11 protein-coding genes are annotated in these 20,550 nt (G+C 63.6%); 6 read left to right on the forward strand and 5 right to left on the reverse strand.

Annotated elements, in window-relative coordinates; all coding sequences use genetic code 11:
* Window positions 1-37: 37 nt before the first annotated feature.
* Together CFB41_RS36100 and CFB41_RS36105 are read left to right on the forward strand one after the other, a co-directional pair.
* Window positions 38-1,165: a porin gene (locus tag CFB41_RS36100; protein WP_089459996.1), complete on the forward strand. Its 1,128-nt coding sequence runs from the start codon at window positions 38-40 to the stop codon at window positions 1,163-1,165.
* 490 nt (window positions 1,166-1,655) lie between these two features.
* Window positions 1,656-3,278, forward strand: coding sequence for a long-chain-fatty-acid--CoA ligase (locus tag CFB41_RS36105; RefSeq protein ID WP_089459997.1), 1,623 nt, complete (start codon window positions 1,656-1,658; stop codon window positions 3,276-3,278).
* 230 nt (window positions 3,279-3,508) lie between these two features.
* On the opposite strand, the gene CFB41_RS36110 is transcribed toward CFB41_RS36105, so the two are convergent.
* The 3 genes from CFB41_RS36110 to CFB41_RS36120 form a co-directional block, all read right to left on the reverse strand.
* Entirely contained in the window at window positions 3,509-4,693 is a 1,185-nt protein-coding gene (locus CFB41_RS36110; protein ID WP_089459998.1) for an acetyl-CoA C-acyltransferase, read from the reverse strand.
* Between the two features lie 54 nt (window positions 4,694-4,747).
* Window positions 4,748-6,571, reverse strand: coding sequence for an acyl-CoA dehydrogenase (locus CFB41_RS36115; RefSeq protein ID WP_089459999.1), 1,824 nt, complete (start codon window positions 6,569-6,571; stop codon window positions 4,748-4,750).
* A gap of 542 nt (window positions 6,572-7,113) precedes the next feature.
* Window positions 7,114-10,305: a cytochrome P450 gene (locus tag CFB41_RS36120; protein WP_089460000.1), complete on the reverse strand. Its 3,192-nt coding sequence runs from the start codon at window positions 10,303-10,305 to the stop codon at window positions 7,114-7,116.
* Between the two features lie 91 nt (window positions 10,306-10,396).
* Between CFB41_RS36120 and CFB41_RS36125 the strand changes: the two genes are divergently transcribed.
* Entirely contained in the window at window positions 10,397-11,026 is a 630-nt protein-coding gene (locus CFB41_RS36125) for a TetR/AcrR family transcriptional regulator (protein ID WP_089460001.1), read from the forward strand.
* Window positions 11,027-11,999: 973 nt separating this feature from the next.
* Here CFB41_RS36125 and CFB41_RS36130 read toward each other — a convergent pair.
* Window positions 12,000-13,502 carry an efflux transporter outer membrane subunit gene (locus CFB41_RS36130; RefSeq protein ID WP_179250318.1) on the reverse strand — a complete coding sequence of 501 codons (1,503 nt, stop codon included), beginning with the start codon at window positions 13,500-13,502 and terminating at the stop codon, window positions 12,000-12,002.
* Between the two features lie 109 nt (window positions 13,503-13,611).
* Between CFB41_RS36130 and CFB41_RS36135 the strand changes: the two genes are divergently transcribed.
* Genes CFB41_RS36135 through CFB41_RS36145 form a run of 3 tightly spaced genes read left to right on the forward strand, consistent with a single transcriptional unit; the run spans window position 13,612 to window position 18,579 of the window.
* Window positions 13,612-14,211, forward strand: coding sequence for a TetR/AcrR family transcriptional regulator (locus CFB41_RS36135; RefSeq protein ID WP_256941397.1), 600 nt, complete (start codon window positions 13,612-13,614; stop codon window positions 14,209-14,211).
* 46 nt (window positions 14,212-14,257) lie between these two features.
* Window positions 14,258-15,466 carry an efflux RND transporter periplasmic adaptor subunit gene (locus CFB41_RS36140; RefSeq protein WP_089460003.1) on the forward strand — a complete coding sequence of 403 codons (1,209 nt, stop codon included), beginning with the start codon at window positions 14,258-14,260 and terminating at the stop codon, window positions 15,464-15,466.
* A complete protein-coding gene (locus CFB41_RS36145) occupies window positions 15,463-18,579 on the forward strand; it encodes an efflux RND transporter permease subunit (protein WP_089460004.1) in 3,117 nt (1,038 codons plus the stop codon). The genes CFB41_RS36140 and CFB41_RS36145 overlap by 4 nt, the downstream gene beginning before the upstream one ends.
* A 257-nt stretch (window positions 18,580-18,836) precedes the next feature.
* On the opposite strand, the gene CFB41_RS36150 is transcribed toward CFB41_RS36145, so the two are convergent.
* Window positions 18,837-20,543, reverse strand: coding sequence for a DUF1302 domain-containing protein (locus tag CFB41_RS36150; protein WP_089460005.1), 1,707 nt, complete (start codon window positions 20,541-20,543; stop codon window positions 18,837-18,839).
* Window positions 20,544-20,550: the final 7 nt, after the last annotated feature.

Raw genomic sequence — 20,550 nt, forward strand, 5'->3', positions numbered from 1 at the left:
GCGAGACCTGCCTCTTTTTTTGAATGGAGCTTCACGAATGAACAAGACGTTGATCGCTGCAGCAGTTGCAGTATCGTTCTCCGCCGTCGCACACGCGCAAAGCAGCGTCTCGCTGTACGGCGTGCTGGACGCAGGCCTGACCTATCAAAGCAACGTCCAGACCGCATCAGGCCAAGGCAAGTCGCGCTTCTCGATGGGGTCGGGCATTGACCAGAGCCGTTTCGGCCTGCGTGGCTCGGAAGATCTCGGTGGCGGCCTGAAGGCAATCTTCACGTTGGAAAGCGGTTTCAACCTCGGTAACGGCAAGTTCGCGAACGGCAACGGCGGCATGTTCAACCGCCAGGCATTCGTCGGCCTGTCGAGCCAGTACGGCACGGTCACGCTGGGTAAGCAATACGACGCGACGCAAGACTACCTGGCGCCGCTGACGGCAACGGGCTCGTGGGGCGGCACGTACTTCGCACACCCGCTGAACAATGACCGCCTGAGCACGAACGGCGACGTCGCGCTGAACAACACGATCAAGTACACGAGCGTGAACTATGCCGGCCTGCAATTCGGCGGCACGTACTCGTTCTCGAACAGCACGAACTTTGCGAACAACCGCGCATACAGCGCCGGCGTGTCGTACCAGTTTGAAGGCCTGAAGCTGGGTGCGGCGTACTCGCAAGCGAACAACGCCGGGCTGTCCACGTCGGGCGCGGTGAACCCGTCGGTCGATTCGATCAATGGCACTGCATACGGAATCCAGGGCCGCAGCCGCACGTATGGCATCGCGGCAACGTATGCATTTGGCCCGGCACTGGTTGGCGCGGCATGGACGCAATCGCGCCTCGACAACCAGACGAACGGTGCCGGTACGCTGCGCGCCGACAACTACGAAGTCAACGCGAAGTACAACCTGACGGCGGCACTCGGCCTGGGCGCAGCCTATACGTATACGAATGCGAAACTGAACGGCAACAGCACGCACTGGAATCAGTTCGGCGTGCAAGCCGACTACTTCCTGTCGAAGCGTACGGACGTCTACGCTCAGATGGTGTACCAGCGTGGTACGAAGGGCGCCGGTTTGGGTTCGTCGATCTACAACGGCGATATCAACGCGTTCCCGAGCTCGAAGGTCAGCCAGACTGCCGCGACGGTCGGCCTGCGTCACCGCTTCTAAGCATCACGGCGGTCGTCCTGCATGGGCTGAATAAACGTACACGATGTGCGTTTTGACGGACGCCACGAGCAACCTCGACGAACTTCGACACCGATGGCCCGGGCTTCGGCTCGAGTATGGCATCGACAAGTCCCGCGTCGCAGCCTCGTGCAACTACCAAGTTGCTGCAAGCTTCCCTGTATGGTCAAATGACCATATCAATTGACCAATTTTGGCGTGTCCCCCCCGACTCGGAAGTCGCGTCTCGGGGGGACATGAGTTTGCCTGCCAGGCAGGGTGCGATGGAGGCGAAACAAACAGGATGGTGGCCGTCGCCCGTCAACGGTCTGCCGACAACGTGATCCACGGCGTCGCTGACTGGCGGTCGACCACGCAGCCCTATCGTTGCGACGAGGGATGAGTCTCGTGGGTTCGAGGCGTCCCGGCATATTCACGCGCGTGATGAGATTGGCGTCGCGCAGTTATTCAAACGGGACAGAGGAGATTGGGTATGGAAAGGATCTGGCTTGATGCCTATCCGCCGGGCGTTCCGGCAGAGATTGATTCCAGCGCGTATCGAAACATCAGTGCATTGATTGAACAAAGCTTCAGCAGGTTTCACGCGAAGCCGGCATTTGCGTGCGATGGCAAGCAGATCACCTATGGTGAACTCGACCGCATGTCCGCAGCACTGGCCGCGTGGCTGCAGTCACGCGGCCTCGAGCGGGGTGCGCGGGTCGCCATCATGATGCCGAATGTGTTGCAGTACCCGATCTCGATTTGTGCAGTCCTGCGCGCCGGCTACGTCGTCGTCAACGTCAACCCGCTCTATACGCCCCGCGAGCTGCAACACCAGCTGAATGACAGCGGCGCGGAGGCGATCGTCATTCTCGACGGCTGCACGGCAACGCTGGATGCAGTCCTTGCGCACACGCAGGTGAAGCATGTTCTGGTGGCCGCGCAGGGCAACGCTTGCGGCGCGGAACAGAAGCCGAGCCCGTATGCGGCATTTGACGATGCGATCGAGGAGGGACGTCGGGGCACATTCGTACCGGCTTCCCAGTCGCCGGACGATGTCGCTTTTCTCCAATATACGGGCGGGACAACCGGGGTGTCGAAAGGCGCGACGCTGTTGCATCGGAACATCGTCGCGAATGTATTGCAGTCGGACCTCTGGCTCAAACCGGCTCGCGATTTGCGCCCTGACGTGACGCAGCTCGTCACGGTGGCGGCGCTTCCGCTCTATCACATCTTTGCGCTCAATGTTTGCTGCCTGTTGACGATGCACATGGGTGCGCTTTCCATCCTGGTGCCGAATCCGCGGGACATCGGGGGGATGATCGAGTCGCTCGCCGGATACAAGGTCACGAATTTTCCGGGCGTCAACACGCTCTTCAACGCGATGCTCCATCATCCTGAATTCTCGCGCCTCGATTTCTCCAATCTGCTGCTGGCCAGCGGTGGCGGGATGGCCACGCAAGAAGCCGTCGCCAGGCGCTGGAAGGAGATGACCGGCGCGACGATCATCGACGGATACGGGTTGTCCGAGACATCTCCTTGCGTCGCGATCAATCCCGTGACCGGGAGTGAGTTCAACGGCACCATCGGCCTGCCGTTGCCCTCCACGGAAGTGTCGATCCGGGACGACGACGGCAACGAATTGCCGCCCGGCGTAGCCGGAGAGCTGTGCATTCGTGGTCCGCAGGTGATGGCGGGTTACTGGCAGCGGCCGGACGAGACCGCGAAGGTGATGACCGCGGACGGCTTCTTCAGGTCGGGTGACATTGCGTCGATCTCCGAAGCGGGCTTCGTGCGAATCGTCGATCGCAAGAAGGACATGATTCTCGTGTCCGGTTTCAATGTCTACCCGAACGAGATCGAAGAAGTCGTCGCCAACCACCCCGGCGTATACGAGGTCGCGGCGATCGGCGTGCCCGACGAGCATTCCGGAGAAGCCGTCAAGCTGTTCGTGGTCAGGAAAGATCCGGCGCTGACGTTCGAAGACCTGATGGCGTTCTGTAAAGGCCAACTGACGGGTTACAAGCGCCCGAAGAGCATCGAGTTTCGCGACAGCCTGCCAAAGAGCAACGTCGGGAAGATCCTTCGGCGCGAGTTGCGGGCGTCGAACCATTGACGTGATCGACCGAGGTGATGCCGGAAGATTGGGCGGTCGGCATCACCCGTCTCTTAACCGGCACGCGAATGGCAGCACGGAAAAAGCCCGGCGCGCGTCGGCGTCTGGTGCGATGGCGCATCAGGCGCGCTTGCGACACAAGGTCCGCTCACGCATCCCCGGATAGGTCTGCAAGGCCCGCAAGAGCGGGGCTGCCGCCCCATTCGCTCTGCGGGTAAAGGCGCGTTCCGTCAGACGACTTCGAACAAGCCGGCCGCACCCATGCCGCCCCCCACGCACATCGCTACGACGACGTAGCGCGCGCCGCGTCGTTTGCCCTCGATCAGGGCGTGTCCGGCCAGGCGGGCGCCCGTCATCCCGTACGGATGGCCGATCGAAATGCTGCCGCCGTTGACGTTGTATCGGGCCGGATCGATTCCCAGCTTGTCGCGACAGTACAGCACCTGGCAGGCAAAAGCCTCGTTGAGCTCCCACAGTCCGATGTCGTCGACTGTCAGGCCATGAAGCTTCAGGAGTTTGGGGATCGCGTAGATGGGGCCGATGCCCATCTCCTCGGGCGCATTGCCGACGACGGTCATGCCGCGATAGATGCCGAGGGGCGTTGCGCCGATCTGCTCCGCGGTCTTGCCGTTCATCAGCACGCAGGCGCTTGCACCGTCCGACAGCTGGCTGGCGTTCCCGGCGGTCACCACGCCACCGTCAACCACCGGTGCAAGCGCGGCAAGCGATTCGAGCGTCGTGCCGGGACGATTGCCCTCATCCTGCGAGAGCGTGACTTCCCTCCGCCACGTTTCGCCGGTCGCCTTGTCGACGACCAGCATCTGTGTCGTGATCGGGACGATTTCGTCCGAGAAGCGGCCTTCCTTTTGTGCGGCGGCGGTGCGCAGCTGGGAATCGAGCGCGTACTGATCCTGCACGTCCCGAGCGATCCCGTACTTGCGGGAAACGAACTCGGCGGTCTCGAGCATCGGCATGTAGGCGGCCGGTTGCACGGCCAGCACGTGGGGATCCTGGTCGGCGCGCGTCCACTCGAAGTAGCGCGTCTGTACCGCCGAAATGTTTTCCTGGCCGCCCGCGACCACCACCTGCATTCCGTCGCACATGATCTGTTTGGCGGCCGTGGCGATCGCCATCAGGCCCGACGCACATTGCCGGTCAAGCGTTTGCGCGCCGACCGAAGCAGGCAGCCCGGCCGCCAGCACACCTTGGCGGGCGACATTGTTGCCGGCGGTTCCCGCGTTGAGCACCGAACCGATGACGGCGTCCTCGATGCGATCCGGTTCGATCCCGGCGCGCAGCACGGCATGCCGGATCGCGTGACCGAGCAGGGTGGGCGAGTGCGTGAGGTTGAATGCACCACGATAGGCCTTGCCGATCGGCGTGCGCGCGGTGGAAACGATGACGGCATCAATCATATGACATCCTCATGAATTAAACGAAAGCAACGAAATGGGGGCTGCGCGCACGGGTCAGAACCAGTGCTCCGGCATCGTCAGGGGCGTGGTTTCCACGGGATCGAGCACCGCCAGCCACGCGGCCACCTTGGGCATTTCCCACCCGAAGAAGTAGTCGCACGCGGCGAGCTTGCCGCGATGGAAGTCGCTCCCGGTGGGGCCGCTTTCGAGCGTGCTGGCCACGATCGCCTGATCGAGCCAAAGCCAGCCGACGACGACATGGCCAAATGCTTCGAGGTAGGCGGCCGCATTTGCCAGCTGGAGCTCCGGGTCGTCGAGCCGGTGCAGCTCGGCGGTGACGAGTCGGATGCGCTCCCACGTGCATTCGAGCGTGTCGGCATGGTCGTGGAGCGAGCCGATCGACCGGGCCTTGAATACCGTCTCGGCGATTTTCCGGTCGAGCGTATTCATCGCGGCGCCGCCGTTTGCACGCGTCTTTCGACCCAGCAGGTCGAGCGCCTGGATACCGAATGTGCCTTCGTGTATCGGGTTGAGCCGATTGTCGCGATAGAACTGCTCGACGTTGTATTCGCGTGTGTAGCCGTAGCCGCCATGAACCTGAATGGCGAGATCGTTGGCGACGAGACCCCATTGGGACGACCAGCTCTTGACGACGGGCGTGAGCAGGTCGAGCAGGCCATGCGCGTCTTCGCGATCGCCGGCGTCTTCTTGCGAATGGATATCGTCGCTCAGTCGAGCCGCATACAGGCACAACGCGAGTGCACCCGACACATAGGCCTTTTGCGCGAGCAGCATGCGCCGGACGTCGGCGTGACGAATGATGGGGGCCTGTCCCGCTGCGGGCGACCGGTCGCCGCGTGTCCGGCCCTGCAGGCGCGTCTTCGCATAATCCAGCGAGTGAAGGTAGCCGGTATAGCCGATTGCGGCGGCGCCGAGGCCGACCGAGATACGCGCTTCGTTCATCATGTGGAACATGTAGGCCAGGCCTTTGCCGGGCTCGCCGACGATCTCCCCGATCGCGCCCGCTTCGCCTTCCGGGCGGTAGCGACCCTCACCAAAGTTCAGCAGGCAATTGACGGTGCCGCGGTACCCCATCTTGTGATTGATGCCGGCGAGGACGACATCGTTTCGCTCGCCGGGCAGCCCATCGGCGTCGATCAACTTGCGCGGGACGGTGAAGAGCGATATCCCTTGAACGCCCGGAGGAAGCTGGCCGTTTTCGTCGGGAATCTTGGCCAATACCAGGTGGACGATGTTCTCCGATATCTCGTGATCGCCACCGGAGATCCACATCTTGTTGCCGAACAGGCGGTAGCGGCCGTCCCGGCCCGGAACCGCGCGCGTGCGGATATCGGCAAGACTTGACCCGGCTTGCGGCTCCGACAGGCACATCGTGCCGAAACATCGCCCTTCCGCCATGGCGTTGACGTAGGGCTCGACCCGCTCGCGCTCGCCGTGGGCCATCAGCAAATTGGCGTTGGCGATCGTGAGAAAGGCGTAGCCCGCGGTTCCCGGATTCGCTGCGAGCAAATACGCCATGCCGGCCCGTTCCACGGTGCTGGGCAGGCTCATGCCGTTCCACTCGTTGGGGAACGACGCGCTGATCAGCCCGGCGGCCGCAAATGCACGCAATGCGACACCCACTTCCGGGTTGACGGTGACGCGTTCTCCGTCGAATGCGGGTTCGTTGCTGTCGTTCTTCTTGTTATGCGGCTTGAAGAGATCCGTGGCAAGCGATTCGTACACATCCAGCACGGACGTGTAGTCGAAGCGGTCCTGCCCGGCAAATCGTGGCCGGCGCGTAAGCGATTCGACCTGCAGCCAGTCGAAAAGAATGAACTCCACGTCGCGACGGGAGAGGGTGAGTTCGCTAGTCATGGAATCGAATGAGTGTGTGTCTGGTGTCTTGGCGCGATTTCGAACTTCTTCAATAAATTCTGGAATGCGAAATTAATAGTGCGAAGCGATCGCGCTCGGAAACACTGAAGGGCATCATGGGGTGATCGGCATCGGCCACTCCGCCACGACATCGGGGGGATCGGTCATGCCTATCCGGAGGCGGTATGCATGGAGCGATTCGCGTGGCTTACAGTGGGACGGCATGTCCATATCAATGTTGATCAAATGACCAAGTCAGATGGACGATGAAGTTAGCATGGTGTTCAGCGACGGTCGATCGTGGTTAACCCGTCGCTTTCCGAACCGTGCCGACATTGAAAGACGTGGGTCGATTCGACGTAGTCATGCGGCGTGTGATCAACCCCCGGTTCCGGTCGGAACTTGACCGGAACCAGGGTGAAGGACGCAAGGAAAAGAGGGCGCAGGCCGGAATCGAAGTACGTGTCGCATCCGTTCAGGAAAGCGGAGGCGGGGCAGGTCAGCTGTCTGCCGCAACCGGACGCGACAGGATCCCGTCACCGTCACGCAAACACGTCGGCAACATATCTGCCATGCTCCCGCTCCATCGTGTCGATCCACGCGCTGGCGCTTTCGTCGTTCGCTCCCGTTGCCTCCTGATAAATGCGGGCAAGCGTGGCGCGTACGGCAGGCGCCATGTTCTTTCCGTCCCCGCAGACGAAGACGGTGGCGCCTTGCGCAAACAGTGCGGCGATCTTATCGCGCTCCAGCCAGACTTTGTCCTGAACGAACCGGGCGCCTTCCTCCGGGCGGTTCGAGTAAGCCGGCATTACTTCGACCACACCGCATCGCGCCCATTCGTTGAGTTCGTCGCGATACAGAAAGTCGACGTCGGGGTCATCGATGCCGAAGAAGAGCAACGACGTGCCGACGTTCTCCCCCTGCTGCTTCTGTAGTGCGCGTTCTTGCAGAAAGCCGCGGAATGGGGCGATACCGGAACCGGCACAGATCAGGATCATCGGAAGGCCGGTCTCGGCGGGTGGCCGAAAGTATGCATTCGATGGCCTGACTGCAACGGACAGGCTGTCCCCGGTGTTGAGTCGCGCGAGATACGACGACGCCACCCCTTCATGGCGACCATTGCCGGAGAGCGCCGGTGCATCGACCACGGCTACCGTCAGCGTGACATGATCTGCTTTCCAAAGCGGGGAAGACGAGATCGAATACTGGCGTGCTTTCAGCGCGGGCAGCATATCGAGGAATTTTTCGAGCCGCAGATCGACGGATCCGAAGCGTTCGAGCAGATCCATGACGGTGGTCCGCTTTCCGAGGATCTCGCCTTCGAAATCGTCGGCGCTCAGGCGCTCGAGCTCGACCTTCTCGGGAGGGCAACGCGTGGCGGCAGCCAGGGTCGATACTTGTGATCGGGTGGCAGGAACGGCGAGTTCGACATAGCTCGAGAACAGGTCGCCACAACTGATGGGCTGGCCGAGCGGAAGGCGCGGATTACTTGACGTGCCTTCAATCACCACCGGCGTGTCCCAGCTCACGCGAAACCGGCGCAAGACGCGATCGACGTTGTTTTTCGAGTTGCGCGGCAAAACGGCCAGGTAATCTCCCGATCGATACGTCATCGCTTCCGGCAGTTTCAGTTCGATATGCTTTTTGGAGCGGCTGCCGGCCACGCTGATATCGACCAGTTCCCTGTTGTCGACGATGGACGCATGCGCCATGTCGCCGAAGTTCAGCAATTTTTCACGGGTGTTCTCGGCGAAACTGACTTTCAGTGCGGTATCGCCATGTTGCACGGTCGAGACTTCCTTCCCGGCGCTGATCGCAAATCGGTCCCACATTTCGGTGTACCAATTGTCAAATTCACCGAAGAAGTCGCCACCGGAATCGAGTTCGCCTCTGACGTGCACTCTCGTGGCGCCGGCCTTCTCGAGCGCCTCATCGACTCGCTTGGGAATCGCCTGGTAAGTCCGGGCCCATTGTTTGTTGCCGCACCCGAGCACCGAAAAATGGACACCGTGAAGCGCGCCTTCTTCGAGTGCTTCGACATACGGGACGAATGATCGGGCGTTGTCGGGCGGCTGTCCTTCGTAGGAAGCGGTGACGATCACGATGGCCGGATACCCGTCGAGTTTTCCCGCGAAATCGTCGAGGGGCGCACACGTGGCGTGAAATCCGTGCCGACTCGCGTCTCCTGCAATGCGTCTTGCAAAGGATTCGGCGGACCCCGTATTTCCCCCGAAGAGGACGAGCATCGTCGACACATCTTCGCCGGAAGGGGCCGACTGAACCGGGGCGACGCTCGGGCTTTGCGCGCTCGGGCGGGCGCGAACGGCCGTATCGGGCACTTTGAGCGCACCCCGGGCCCGCGGTTTCACGTTGATCCGGAAACCGGTCGGCTTCAGCGTAAGCGTTTCGGCGACGTCCAGCTCGTAGTCCGGATCGGCGAAAGAGAAATCGAATCGCTGAAGCAGCATGATCAGGACGAGATGCGCTTCCTGCATCGCAAACGGGCGGCCGATACAGGCACGTGCCCCATTGCCGAAGGGCTTCCATGCATTGGGCGGGAGTTGCTCCGCATTCTCCGGGGCAAATCGCTCCGGACGAAACGCCTCGACGTCCTCGCCCCAGACGCTCACATCCCGATGCAACATCGGCGTCAGGATCATGATGATGTCGTCGGGAGAAACGGCATATTTCCCGCCGAACGTGGTGTCGGCGAGCGGCGACACGGCGAATGCCGGCGCGGTCGGCCAGATTCGCAACGTCTCCATGAGGATGTGTTCGATGTAACGCAGTCGTGCGAGATGCTCGATCCGCGGGGTCTCGCTGCCCACCACCTCGTCGACCAGGTCCCGTGCTTTTTGCAGGATGTCCGGGTTCTTGAGGAGGAAATAGGTGGCAAAGGACAGGAGCCCGCTGGTCGTTTCATGTCCGGCGATGAGAAAGGTAATCATCTGGAAGACGATGTTCTCGTCATCGAGTTTTTCTCCCGTCACCGGATCGACGCCGTTCAGCATGCGGTCGAGCAGGTCCATCGACGCTTCGTTGTCGTGCGGATGCTTGCGCCGATCCTCGATCATCTTGGTCGCGAGCGATCGCATGACTTCGATGTCTGCGTCGAACTTTCGACTGCGATTGACCATCAGCTTCGACACCAGCTTGGGTCGCAACTCGCGCTTTCCGGCCTCGCTGAGGGTGTTGACCATGGCATCGACAAACGGATGCTGATCTTCACGGTAGAAGCTGTTGAAACGACAATCGAACGCACACAGGGCAATCGTATCGAGCGTCAGCCGCGTCATGTGATCGGACACATCGACCGGCGTCTCCGGGCCGAACCGCTCCCAATGGAGAAACATCTGGTCGGCGATGTCGACCATTTTGTCGAACATCGACCAGATACTGAGCGGGCCGAACGCCTGCATCAGCACACGATGCGCCTTGGCCCAGTTGGGTTCATCACCGAATGCCGTAAATAACCCGTCGCCGATCGCAGGCCTCAGTTCGAGCAGCGACTGGTGCACGCACTTCTGAAATCGGCTTTCATCACACACTTCATTCACGAGTGTTTGGCCGCTGACAACGTAGTAACCTTGGCCGAACACCTCGAACCAGTAGACCGGCCCGTACTTGCGCGCGAGATCCATCATCTTGGCAAGCGGAGACGGCCCGAGGACCTCCATCAGATGACCGATGACGGGTTTCAGGGGCGGCTGGGGGACGAGGGATGAGGATTTCATTTCAATAGCCTTTCAGAGGTATGTCGACGCATCACATCTCAATCTATTGAACGAATGTAAAATAGACAAAACCACGTGTCCAGAGCTTTTTATGCCACCTGATGTAAGCCCTAATCCCGCCGATCCCCGCTTTCAACGGAGTTACGACGCGCTCGTTCGCGCCGCGACCGAGCTGCTCGACGACGCGCCGCTGAACACGCTCAGCATTGCCCAGCTGGTGCAGCGCGCGGGCGTCGCGCGTCCCACGTTCTATCAGCACTTTCCCGACCTTCAATCGGCCGCCCAGCGGGCAGCGCTGGTGAGGCTCGACAACGCGTTTGCGTTCGTCGAGGAGCAGGGCAAGCTGATCAACCCGCCGAATGCCACGTTCATCAGGTCAATGGAGGTGGAAACCGCGCTGATTCTCGAGCATCTGAATGCGCATCAGTCGTTCTATCTGACCGTATTCAACGACGCGGCAACATCGGCGTTTTTCGATGAACTGGTGACCTTCGTTTCCGGCCGGATTCTTCCGCCTTATGAAGGCGTCCGTACGGAAGCAGAGCAGGATTGCCTGACGGTGCTAGGCGGGGGATTGGTCTGGACGGCGGTGCACTGGCTTCGCCAGGGCGCCATGCGCGAAACGCCGGAGGCCATGGCGAAGCGCATGGCCCGCACCGCGGCGACGATCCTCGACGCGTTCGGGCTGACGCTCGGGTTCGCTCAGGCGGATTCGGAGTAGCGAGAGAGGGCGCACGGGAGGCGGGCGGGTTGATCGACATGCGCCGCCCGTGTGCCGAAGCGACTCGGATCGAACGCGTTGCGCAGGAATGGCATCTTCGGTCGTGTCACCAACCGGCAGTTATTGGCCGATACCGATGATCGCGAGGCTCAGTTGGTGTGATCTTCGCTTTGAAAAGCAGTTTGCATTGCTTATTGTGCGTGCGTTGGCTGCGACGACTCATTGCACTGCTTCCACATGCTCCGCAAATGGAATGCGGTGGGGAATGCTGGCGCAGCGTGCCGAGGCGTCGGCGCGCTTCCGCCAGTGGTCACCGATTACCGCTTCATCGCCTCCGCCTTTTCGTGCCCACGTCGCGCTCACATCGGCTGATGAAATCGCCCGCGAGCGGCCGGATCGGGAAGCCATGCCCATATTGACTCGCGGCGCGGGCGCCGGCAAAAGCTGGATGAAATGTGACGTCCGTAGTGTTCCGTGGGGAGGGCGGCGGAATCCGTTGACGCTCCGACTGGCAAGGGCCTTCGAATGGGTGAGCGGTTGATGTTTGCCGAGCACCTGTTCGCGCCGAGATTTTCAGTGCTCGCCGGGTGGCACGGCGAATCCGGACTTTGGTTGGCCAATTGAATCGACTGGGACACGAGCGTTGTTTGACTATGGATGCGAATCACACCGAGCGTCTGATGTGCATTGATGGACGGAACCTTACCCCTGCGGCACGATCGTCCGTTCAGACTCAGGCTCCGCACAACGCGTGGCACCGGCTATCGGCGCTCCGGGGGGGGACACCGGTCTCTGCGACGCCGGGCTCGATGGCAACTTTAATTCTCGTCGGACAATCCCTTGATTCACAAGGGTCTCGCGTTTCTTGGTCGGCTGAGACCGGCGCAGTGACATTTTTCCTTCGCAAGCGGCGACGACTTTATTTTGGTCTACGCACGATGTGCCGCGTTCCGTGTTCATCGTCATGCGCCGCTCAGCCGTCGCGCTCGATCGCCGCGCCGCCGACAGCCTTGTGCAGCGCGACAACCGCGAGGCTTTGCTTCTCGATCGCCTCTACCGAGGCCAGGTCGGCCTCGCGGGTCGCCAAGCCTGCTTCAATGCGCTCGATCCGGCTTGTCATCCCGCGTTGCCAGAGCAGCGCGGCGTGAGCGTCCGTGCGCCGCGCGGCGTCGACGTGCAGTGCGAGGTCCGCCGCGCGGCGCCGCTCGGCCGCGAGCGCGTTCAGCGCGTTTTCGGTTTCCTCTATGCCTTCGAGCACGGCGTGCCGGTACGCGACGATCGCGGCAGCGAGTTCCGCTTCGCGTGCACGCACGGCCGCGCGGCGCGCGCCCCAGTCGAGCAGCGGGATCGTCACGGAGAGCGCGCCCGAGCCGACCGTGTTGCGTCCCGGCAGTGGCATGCCGACCAGATTGCCGCTGATGACGATGTTGCCGACCAGGTTCAGGCGCGGATAGAGTTCTGCGGTCGACACGCGCAGCTCGGCCGCCGCCTGCTCGACCGCACGCTCAGCGCGGCGGATGTCGGGCCGTGTGCGCAACAGGTTCGCCGGCACGGCCTGTAGCGCGATGGGCGGCACGGCGGGTTGTGCGCGTGCGGCGAGCCAGCGGTCGTCCGGTTCCGGCTCGCCGGTGAGCAGCGCAATGCGTTGCGCTGCTTGCTGCTCGACCTGATCCGATGCCGCGCGGCGGGTCGCGAGCTCGGCGGCGCTGGCGAGCGCGCGCTCGACGTCGAAATCGCTGGCGACGCCCGCCTTGCGTTTCTCGCGGGTCAGCACGATCCGTTCGCGCTGGTCGGCAACGCTCTGCGCGAGCAGCGCGCTGCGGCGCTGTGCACCGCGTAGCTCGATGTAACAGCGCACCAGCTCGGCGACAACCGTCATGCGCGCCTGCTGCCAGTCGGCCTGCGCGATACCCACACCCGCGCGCGCCGACGCGGCGGTGGCCGCGAGACGGCCGAACAGGTCGATTTCCCACGACGCATCGAAGCCCGCCTGGTAGTAGCCGCTGGCGCGGTCGGATGGCACGAACGGCGCGTCGTCGGACGGAAATGCCGTGCCGCCCGCTTCGCTGGCGTATTCGCGGGATCCGTCCGCGCCCGATATGCGCTGCTGCCGCTGCAGCTCGCCGCTCATACCGATCTGCGGCAAGCGCGACGCGTCCGCCTGCCGGGCGATCGCGCGCGCGGCCTGCAGGCGATAGCCGGCCTCGGCGAGCGTCAGGTTGCGTGACAGCACGGCGGCGACCAGCGCGTCGAGCGCCGGATCGCGGAACACGGCCCACCAGTCAGCGGGCGCAGGCGCGACCGTCGGCGCGGGCTCGCCGCGATTGCGCCAGTCGGCCGGCACAGGCTGATGCGCATCGGGCAACAGCGCCGGTTGGACGCAGCCGGAAAGCAGGCCCACACCAACCACCAGCGCGAGACCGCGCATCCACAGGCCGAGCAGCCGGCCTGGCTTCCTGTCATCCATGACGCTCATGTTCGCACTCATTCTCGGCAACGCGGCTTGACGCATCGACCCAGCCGCATAATAATAGATCGAGTAGTCAGTCTATTAAATATTCGAAGCAACGTCCAGTGCGGAGTGCATGGTGAGAAAGGTCGATCCGGAAAAAGTGGAAGCGAAGCGGCGTCAGATTCTGGACGCGGCGATCGAATGTTTTGCGCGCAACGGTTTCCATGGCACATCGACGGCGGCGATCTGCGCCGCCGCAGGCATGAGCCCCGGCAACCTGTTTCATTATTTCCCGACCAAGGCGGCGATCATCGAGGCGATCGCGCAGGAAGACCGGCAGGAGTCGGCCGAGCTGTTTGCGCGATGGGCGGACGCTGACGACGTTGTTGCCGCGATCGAAGCACTGGCGCTCGAAAAGATGAAGGCAGCCAGCGAGCCAATCTATGCGCGCATCAGCATCGAGGTCGCGGCCGAGGCATCGCGCAATCCGGAGATTGCCGCGCTGTTCGCCGAAAACGAGGCGCATGAGAAGGGCTTGCTCGCCGCGTTGGTCAAGCGCGGCATCGCGCAGGGGCAGATCGACCCGACGCTGAAGCCGGATCTGGTCGCTACGTGGCTGATCGCGCTCGCGGAAGGCGCGGTCGGTCGGGTCGTGTTCGAGCCCGGCTTCAAGACAAAGACGCATGCACCGATGTACCTGCTGATCATCCGGAGAATGCTGCAGCCGCAATGACGCGCGCGGCCGTTCGCCGCGTGACTCCCTTCCTCTGAAGACTCCCATGATTCGGAAACAACCCGCGACGGGTGCCTTGTTGTGCTGGAAAGCCGTTGCGCGCGTGCGCTGCGGCCTCGTCACGTACATGCTGCTGATGGCGCTGGTGGGCGGCGCAGTGAGCCTGATGCCGTCGCTAGCGCATGGCGAGGTCGCGCCGCGACCCGCGCCGGCCATGCAGCGCGTTACGGTCGCGACCGCCGGGCCGGCCGTGTTCGCGCGCACGATCCGGCTGACGGGCACAGTCGTTGCGCGTGACGACATCGCGATCGGTACGCCGCTGCAGGATCAGCGCGTGACGGCCGTGCTCGTCGAGGAAGGCGATCGCGTGAAAGCCGGCCAGATCCTCGCGAGGCTCGACGCCACGACGCTCGACGCGCGGGTGCGCGACGCACGCTCGGCCGTCGATCGCGCACGTGCCGCAGTCGCGCAGCAGCAGGCGCTCGATGCCGACGCGCAGGCCGTGTGGCGCCGCATCGAGCCGCTGGGCCGGTCCGGCGCGGTGAGCGACCAGCAGGTCGACCAGCAGCGCGCGCAGGTCGCGGCGGCAGCGGCAAACCTGCGCGGTGCGCGCGCGGACGAGGAACAGGCGCTCGCGCGGCTCGCCGAGGCGCGCGCGGAACGCGACAAGGCCATCGTCAGCGCGCCGACCGATGGCGTGATCGCAAGCCGCGCCGTGCGCGCCGGGGCGCTGGCCGGCGGCGAGCCGCTGTTCCGGCTGATCGCCCGCGGCGAACTTGAATTCGATGGTGACGTGGCCGAACGCGAGTTGGGCGCGATCCGCGCCGGGCAGCGCGCGACGATCGTGTTGCCGGACACGCCAGGCACCGTCGACGGCACCGTGCGTTTCATCGCACCGCGTATCGACCCGCAAACCCGGATGGGCAAGGTGCGCGTCGCACTGGGCGATGCGTCGCGTTTGCGGGCCGGCGGCTTTGCGCGCGCGGAGCTTGCGGCCGATCGTATCGAGGTGCCGGTGGCAGTGCCGCAACGCGCAGTCACGTTCGGCGCGCAGGATGCGGCATTCGTGTCGCAGGTCGACGCGGCGGGCCGCGTGACCCGCCGCGCGATCGTTGCGGGACGGCGCGACGGTGCATGGATCGAGGTGCGTAGTGGCCTCAAGGCGGGCGATCACGTCGTTGCAGTGGCGTCGGCGCTGGTGCGCGACGGCGACATCGTGCAGGCAGCCGGCAACGGCGTGGCGGGGGCGAAATGAGTCTCCGGCTGTCGTCGTGGGCGATCCGCCGCCCGATTCCGACCATCGTGCTGTTCGTCGTGCTCGCGGTGGCGGGCTGGATGGCGTTCCTCAAGCTGCCGATCAACGCTAATCCGCGCGTGGATTTTCCGATCGTCGCGGTGGCGATCGCGCAGGCGGGCACCGCGCCCGCCGATCTCGAACATGCGGTCACGCTGCCGGTCGAGCGTGCGGTGTCGGGGCTCGCGGGTGTGCGGCACATCACGTCGACGGTCGGCGACGGTCTGTCGGTCACGGCCGTCGAGTTTCAGCTCGGCGTCGATACGGCGCGCGCGTTCAACGACGTGCGCGAGGTCGTGGCGCAGAACCGCGCGAACCTGCCGCAGTCGATCGAGGAGCCGATCGTCACGCGGTTCGAAGTCGAAGGCGGCGCGATCCTCAACTATGCGCTGCGCGCGAAAGGACGCAGCGTCGTCGAGCAGTCGTGGTTCGTCGACGATACGCTCAGCCGCGAATTGCTGGCCGTACCGGGCGTGCAGCGCGTGCAGCGGCTCGGCGGCGTCGACCGCGAGATCCGCGTGCAGCTGCGCCCGGAGCGGCTCGAGGCGCTCGGCGTGACGACCGACCAGGTCAATGCGCAACTGGTGCGTACCAGTGTCGACGTGCCGGGCGGCCGCGCGGTACTGGCCGGCAGCGAGCAGTCGGTGCGCACGCTCGGCGGCGCGACGTCGGTCGACGCGCTCGCTGCAATGCCGATCGCGCTGTCCGACGGGCGCTGGGCCAGGCTGTCCGACCTCGCGACGATCCGCGATGGCGCGAGCGACGCGCGCTCGCTCGCGCGGCTCGACGGCGCGGAAGTGGTCGGCTTCGCCGTGTATCGCGCGAAGGGCTCGAGCGATACGATAGTCGCGTCCGGCGTACAGGCGGCGCTCGAACGCCTGCGGCGCCAGCACCCAGACATCGAGATTCGCGAGGTGGCGTCGATGGTCGACTACACGCTCGCAAGCTACGACGCGACGATGGCGACGCTGATCGAAGGCGCGGTGCTCACGGTGCTGGTGGTGTTCTTCTTCCTGCGCAGCTGGCGCGCGACGCTGGTCGCGGCCGTCGCGCTGCCGCTGTCGATGCTGCCGACTTTCGCGGTGATGCTAGGGTTCGGCTACAGGCTGAACAGCATCACGCTGCTGGCGCTGACGCTCGTGATCGGCATCCTGGTCGACGATGCGATCGTCGAGATCGAGAACATCGAGCGCCATCTGGATCTCGGCAAGCGGCCGTTTCAGGCCGCAATCGACGCGGCCGACGCGATCGGCTTCGCGGTGGTCGCGATCACCGCGACGATCGTCGCGGTATTCCTGCCGGTGAGCTTCATCGGCGGTATCGTCGGCCGGTATTTCACGCCGTTCGGCGTTACGGTGTCGGTCGCCGTGCTTGCGTCGCTGTTGGTCGCGCGGCTCGTCACTCCTTTGCTGGCCGCCTACCTGATGCAGCCGAAGCCCGCCGGCGCGCTGGGGCACGCATCGGCTGCCGGTGCGCCGCCCGGGCGCGTGCTCGGCCGCTACCTGGCGCTGCTGGACTGGGCGCTTCGGCACCGGCGCACATGCGTGTTCGCGGGCGCGGCGTTCTTCGCCGTGTCGCTCGCGATCGTGCCGCTGCTGCCGTCCGGCTTTCTGCCGACCAACGACGTCAGTCAGTCACGGATCGAGGTGACGCTGCCGCCGGGCACGCCGCTCGCGAAAACCGACGCGGTGCTGCAGCAGATCGCCGCGGAGGCGCGTCGCCGCCCCGAAGTGCTCGCCGCGTTCACGACGGCGGGCGGCGAAGATGCGTCGGGCACTACCGACGTGTCCACCGGCACGGTGATGCTGAGACTCCTGCCGGCGGGGCAGCGCGAACTCGGCCAGAAGGCGTTCGAGCAGTCGCTGCGCCCGGCGCTCGACAAGCTCGCGGACATCCGCTACGCGTTCCGCGCGGACGGCGCCGCGCGTGACGTGTCGATTATCCTCGTCGGTGCCGATCCGGCGCGACTGTCGGCAGCCGCGTCGGCGCTGCAGCGCGACATGCGCAATGTGCCGGGCATCGCGAACGTGCAGGTCAACGAACCGCTGGCGCGCCCCGAGATCCAGGTGCGGCCGCGTTTCGACGAGGCGGCGCGCGCGGGCGTGACGACCCACGCGATCGGCACCGTCGCGCGCATCGCGACCGTCGGCGACATCAATGCGAATTCGGCACGCTTCAACCTGCGCGACCGGCAGGTGCCGGTGCGCGTCGCGTTGCCGGAGGCCGAGCGCGGCGACCTGAATACACTGCGGCAACTGCGCGTGGCGACCGACGGCGGAACGAGCGTACCGCTGCAGGCGGTCGCGGACGTCGATTTCGGCAGCGGGCCATCGCGGATCGAGCGTTTCGACCGCTTGCGGCGCGTGTCGGTGGATGCCGACCTGACGAACGGCATGACGCTAGGGACGGTGCTCGATGCGGTCGACACGCTGCCGTCGATGCGCGCGCTGCCCGACGGCGTGCGCCGCGCTGAGTACGGCGACGCCGAGTACATGAGCGAGATGTTCTCCCGGTTCGGTGCGGCGATGACGTTCGGTATCCTGATGGTGCTCGCAGTGCTAACGCTGCTGTTCCGCGACTTCCTGCAGCCGCTGACGATCCTGACGGCGCTGCCGCTGTCGGTCGGCGGTGCGCTCGGCGCGCTGCTGCTGTATGGCGCCGCGATCGACCTGCCGGTAGTGATCGGCATGCTGATGCTGATGGGCATCGTCACGAAGAACTCGATCCTGATGGTCGACTTCGCGATCGAGAAGCGGCGCGAAGGCATGCCGCGCCACCAGGCGCTGCTGCAATCCGGCGCTGAGCGCGCGCGGCCGATCATCATGACGACGATCGCGATGGTGGCCGGCATGGTGCCGTCGGTGATCAGCACGGGTGCCGATGCGGGCTTTCGCGCGCCGATGGCCGTCGCGGTGATCGGCGGCCTGATTACGTCGACGCTGCTCAGTCTCGTGTTCGTGCCGGTCGCCTATACCTGCATGGACGACTTGCGGGCCTGGTTCGCCGTGCGGCTCGCGCGACTGACGTCGGTGGCGGCGGATGATCGCGCGCAAGCTGACCGGCGTGGAGACTAGCGAAGCCCCCAGTTTCGAATAGGCTGCAGGGGAACATGGGCATGCGCGGCTCTGCCGCCGTCGCAGTTGCCGAATAGGTCCGACGCAGCGGAATCGATCCACGCCTGATCGAGGTGCGCTATTCGGCAACGTAGGTCTTGCCTCTCGCTCATACAGTCTGATGCCAGCTGTTCACGTAGACACGTAGCATCAGAGTGTCGCGATTTCTACACAAGAGTGTCGTTGCTCGATCGCTTACGTTGCGATTCGTATTGACCTCAGAAATTTCGAGATGCGACGATTGCCACGAAGTCTCGATCACGTAGCGGATTGACCAGCGGGTTGGTGGGACCCATGAAGCGGCTGTAGTTCAATCCGACCTGCCAGTTCGCCGGGTTCTGTATGAGGTTCACGTACAGGTTCATGGAGGTAACACCTCGCATGAACTGGGAGTTGATGGACGGCGTGTTACCGAACAGGCCATATCGGATGAATATCCCCGGATTGACCCGCCATCCAGAAATGAGTGTGCCGTCGTAAACCCAGTTGAAGTCGACGTCAATCCCGCCGGAGTATTTCGTTCCTTGTGCACTACCCGGTGAGTTGGGTGCGCCGCTCGAGGACAAGTCATTGAATTCATTTCCCCACGCGAGCCCGCCCGACGCGATAGGTGATCCACCATAGCTTTTGTGAAGCCCGGGATAACCAATGATCACCGTCTCGGTCGTCAGCGTAGCGGTTTGGGCACCGAGCAGCTTGAGGAACGCGCCGGAATTGCTTGGCTGGAACGAGTAGAGTGACGTCAGATGCCACTGGAATCGCTTCTCGTCGACCCAGCAGTTTCCACCTTGTGCGACGCATCCACTGGCCGGATTCAGGGGAACGGCATCTCGCGGACGGTACGAGAGCTCGGTGCCGATCGCCCAGTCGCCAACGGGGAAGTTGGCGCTGAGACCGATCATGTGACGGTCTTCCGGAAATCTGAAGACCGTCCCACCCGTCGAGCTCAGCGAGACTTGCTGGAACTTGTCGTGGTACGCGATCGTGTAGAAGCCGAGATTCAGGTCCGTTCCAGCGGGTTGGTAGCGAATGGAAAAGCCATACTGCCCGCCGTTTTTCGGATGGACGGTCGCAATGCCATACGTGTTGTTGCCGGGCCCTGTGATCTGATTGGACCAATAGCTGCCAACCGGGGGCAGATAATTCTGATTCCAGTTACTCTGGATGTAACCCTCGACGTTCACGCCGTGACCCACACCAGACGCGACACTCAGTATCGGTGCAGGCAGGACCGTTTCCTTGACTTGCGCGCCTGGTTGGGCAGCGCGATTCATGTCGATGGCATTTGTCGCATTGATCCCCCCGACTTCCCAGATGCTCTCGCCCCAGCTGACGACCTGATTACCCACACGGATGCGTGCAATCTGGTCGCCTACGTTGAACTGTTTGCTCACCCACAAGTCAAGCAACCGAGGTTTGAACCGGATTTTGCTCTCGGCGTCGGGCGGGAACCCGCCGCTGAGGCTGGGTGGGGGGGTATAGAAAAGGTTCTGTCCGCTGGTTGCGCCTGTCGTGCGGGTGCCGGAGTAATCGTATTGCCAGGTGCCTCGCGCCATGAACGTCAGCCCTTGGGAGGGCATCTTCAGGAGCAGCTCGTGGTTGCCCTTGAGATAGCTCGTGAACGGATCTCCCTTGCCGTAGTTGATGTTGCCTTGATCGGAGAGGCCACTCAACTGGCCGAGCTGACCGCCACCGGTCCTTGCGCCGGTGGCCTGGTTGTAGGTCGGCGATACGAGATTGGAACTTGGCGAGGCAGTTCGAATGCCGATGCCCGCCGATATCGTCGAATCGAAACTGCCTTCAACATTCCCGACCGTGAAAATGAACGCGTGCGCGCAGCTGGACCCGAGGGCGACCAGCGCCAAGATCGCCGTGCGTACGAAAGCCATGCTGGGCCGGCGCTTAAATGAGGACGTGATAGCCATCTGGTTG

Origin of the sequence: Burkholderia sp. AU33803 (assembly GCF_002223095.1) — a bacterium.
Taxonomy (GTDB): domain Bacteria; phylum Pseudomonadota; class Gammaproteobacteria; order Burkholderiales; family Burkholderiaceae; genus Burkholderia.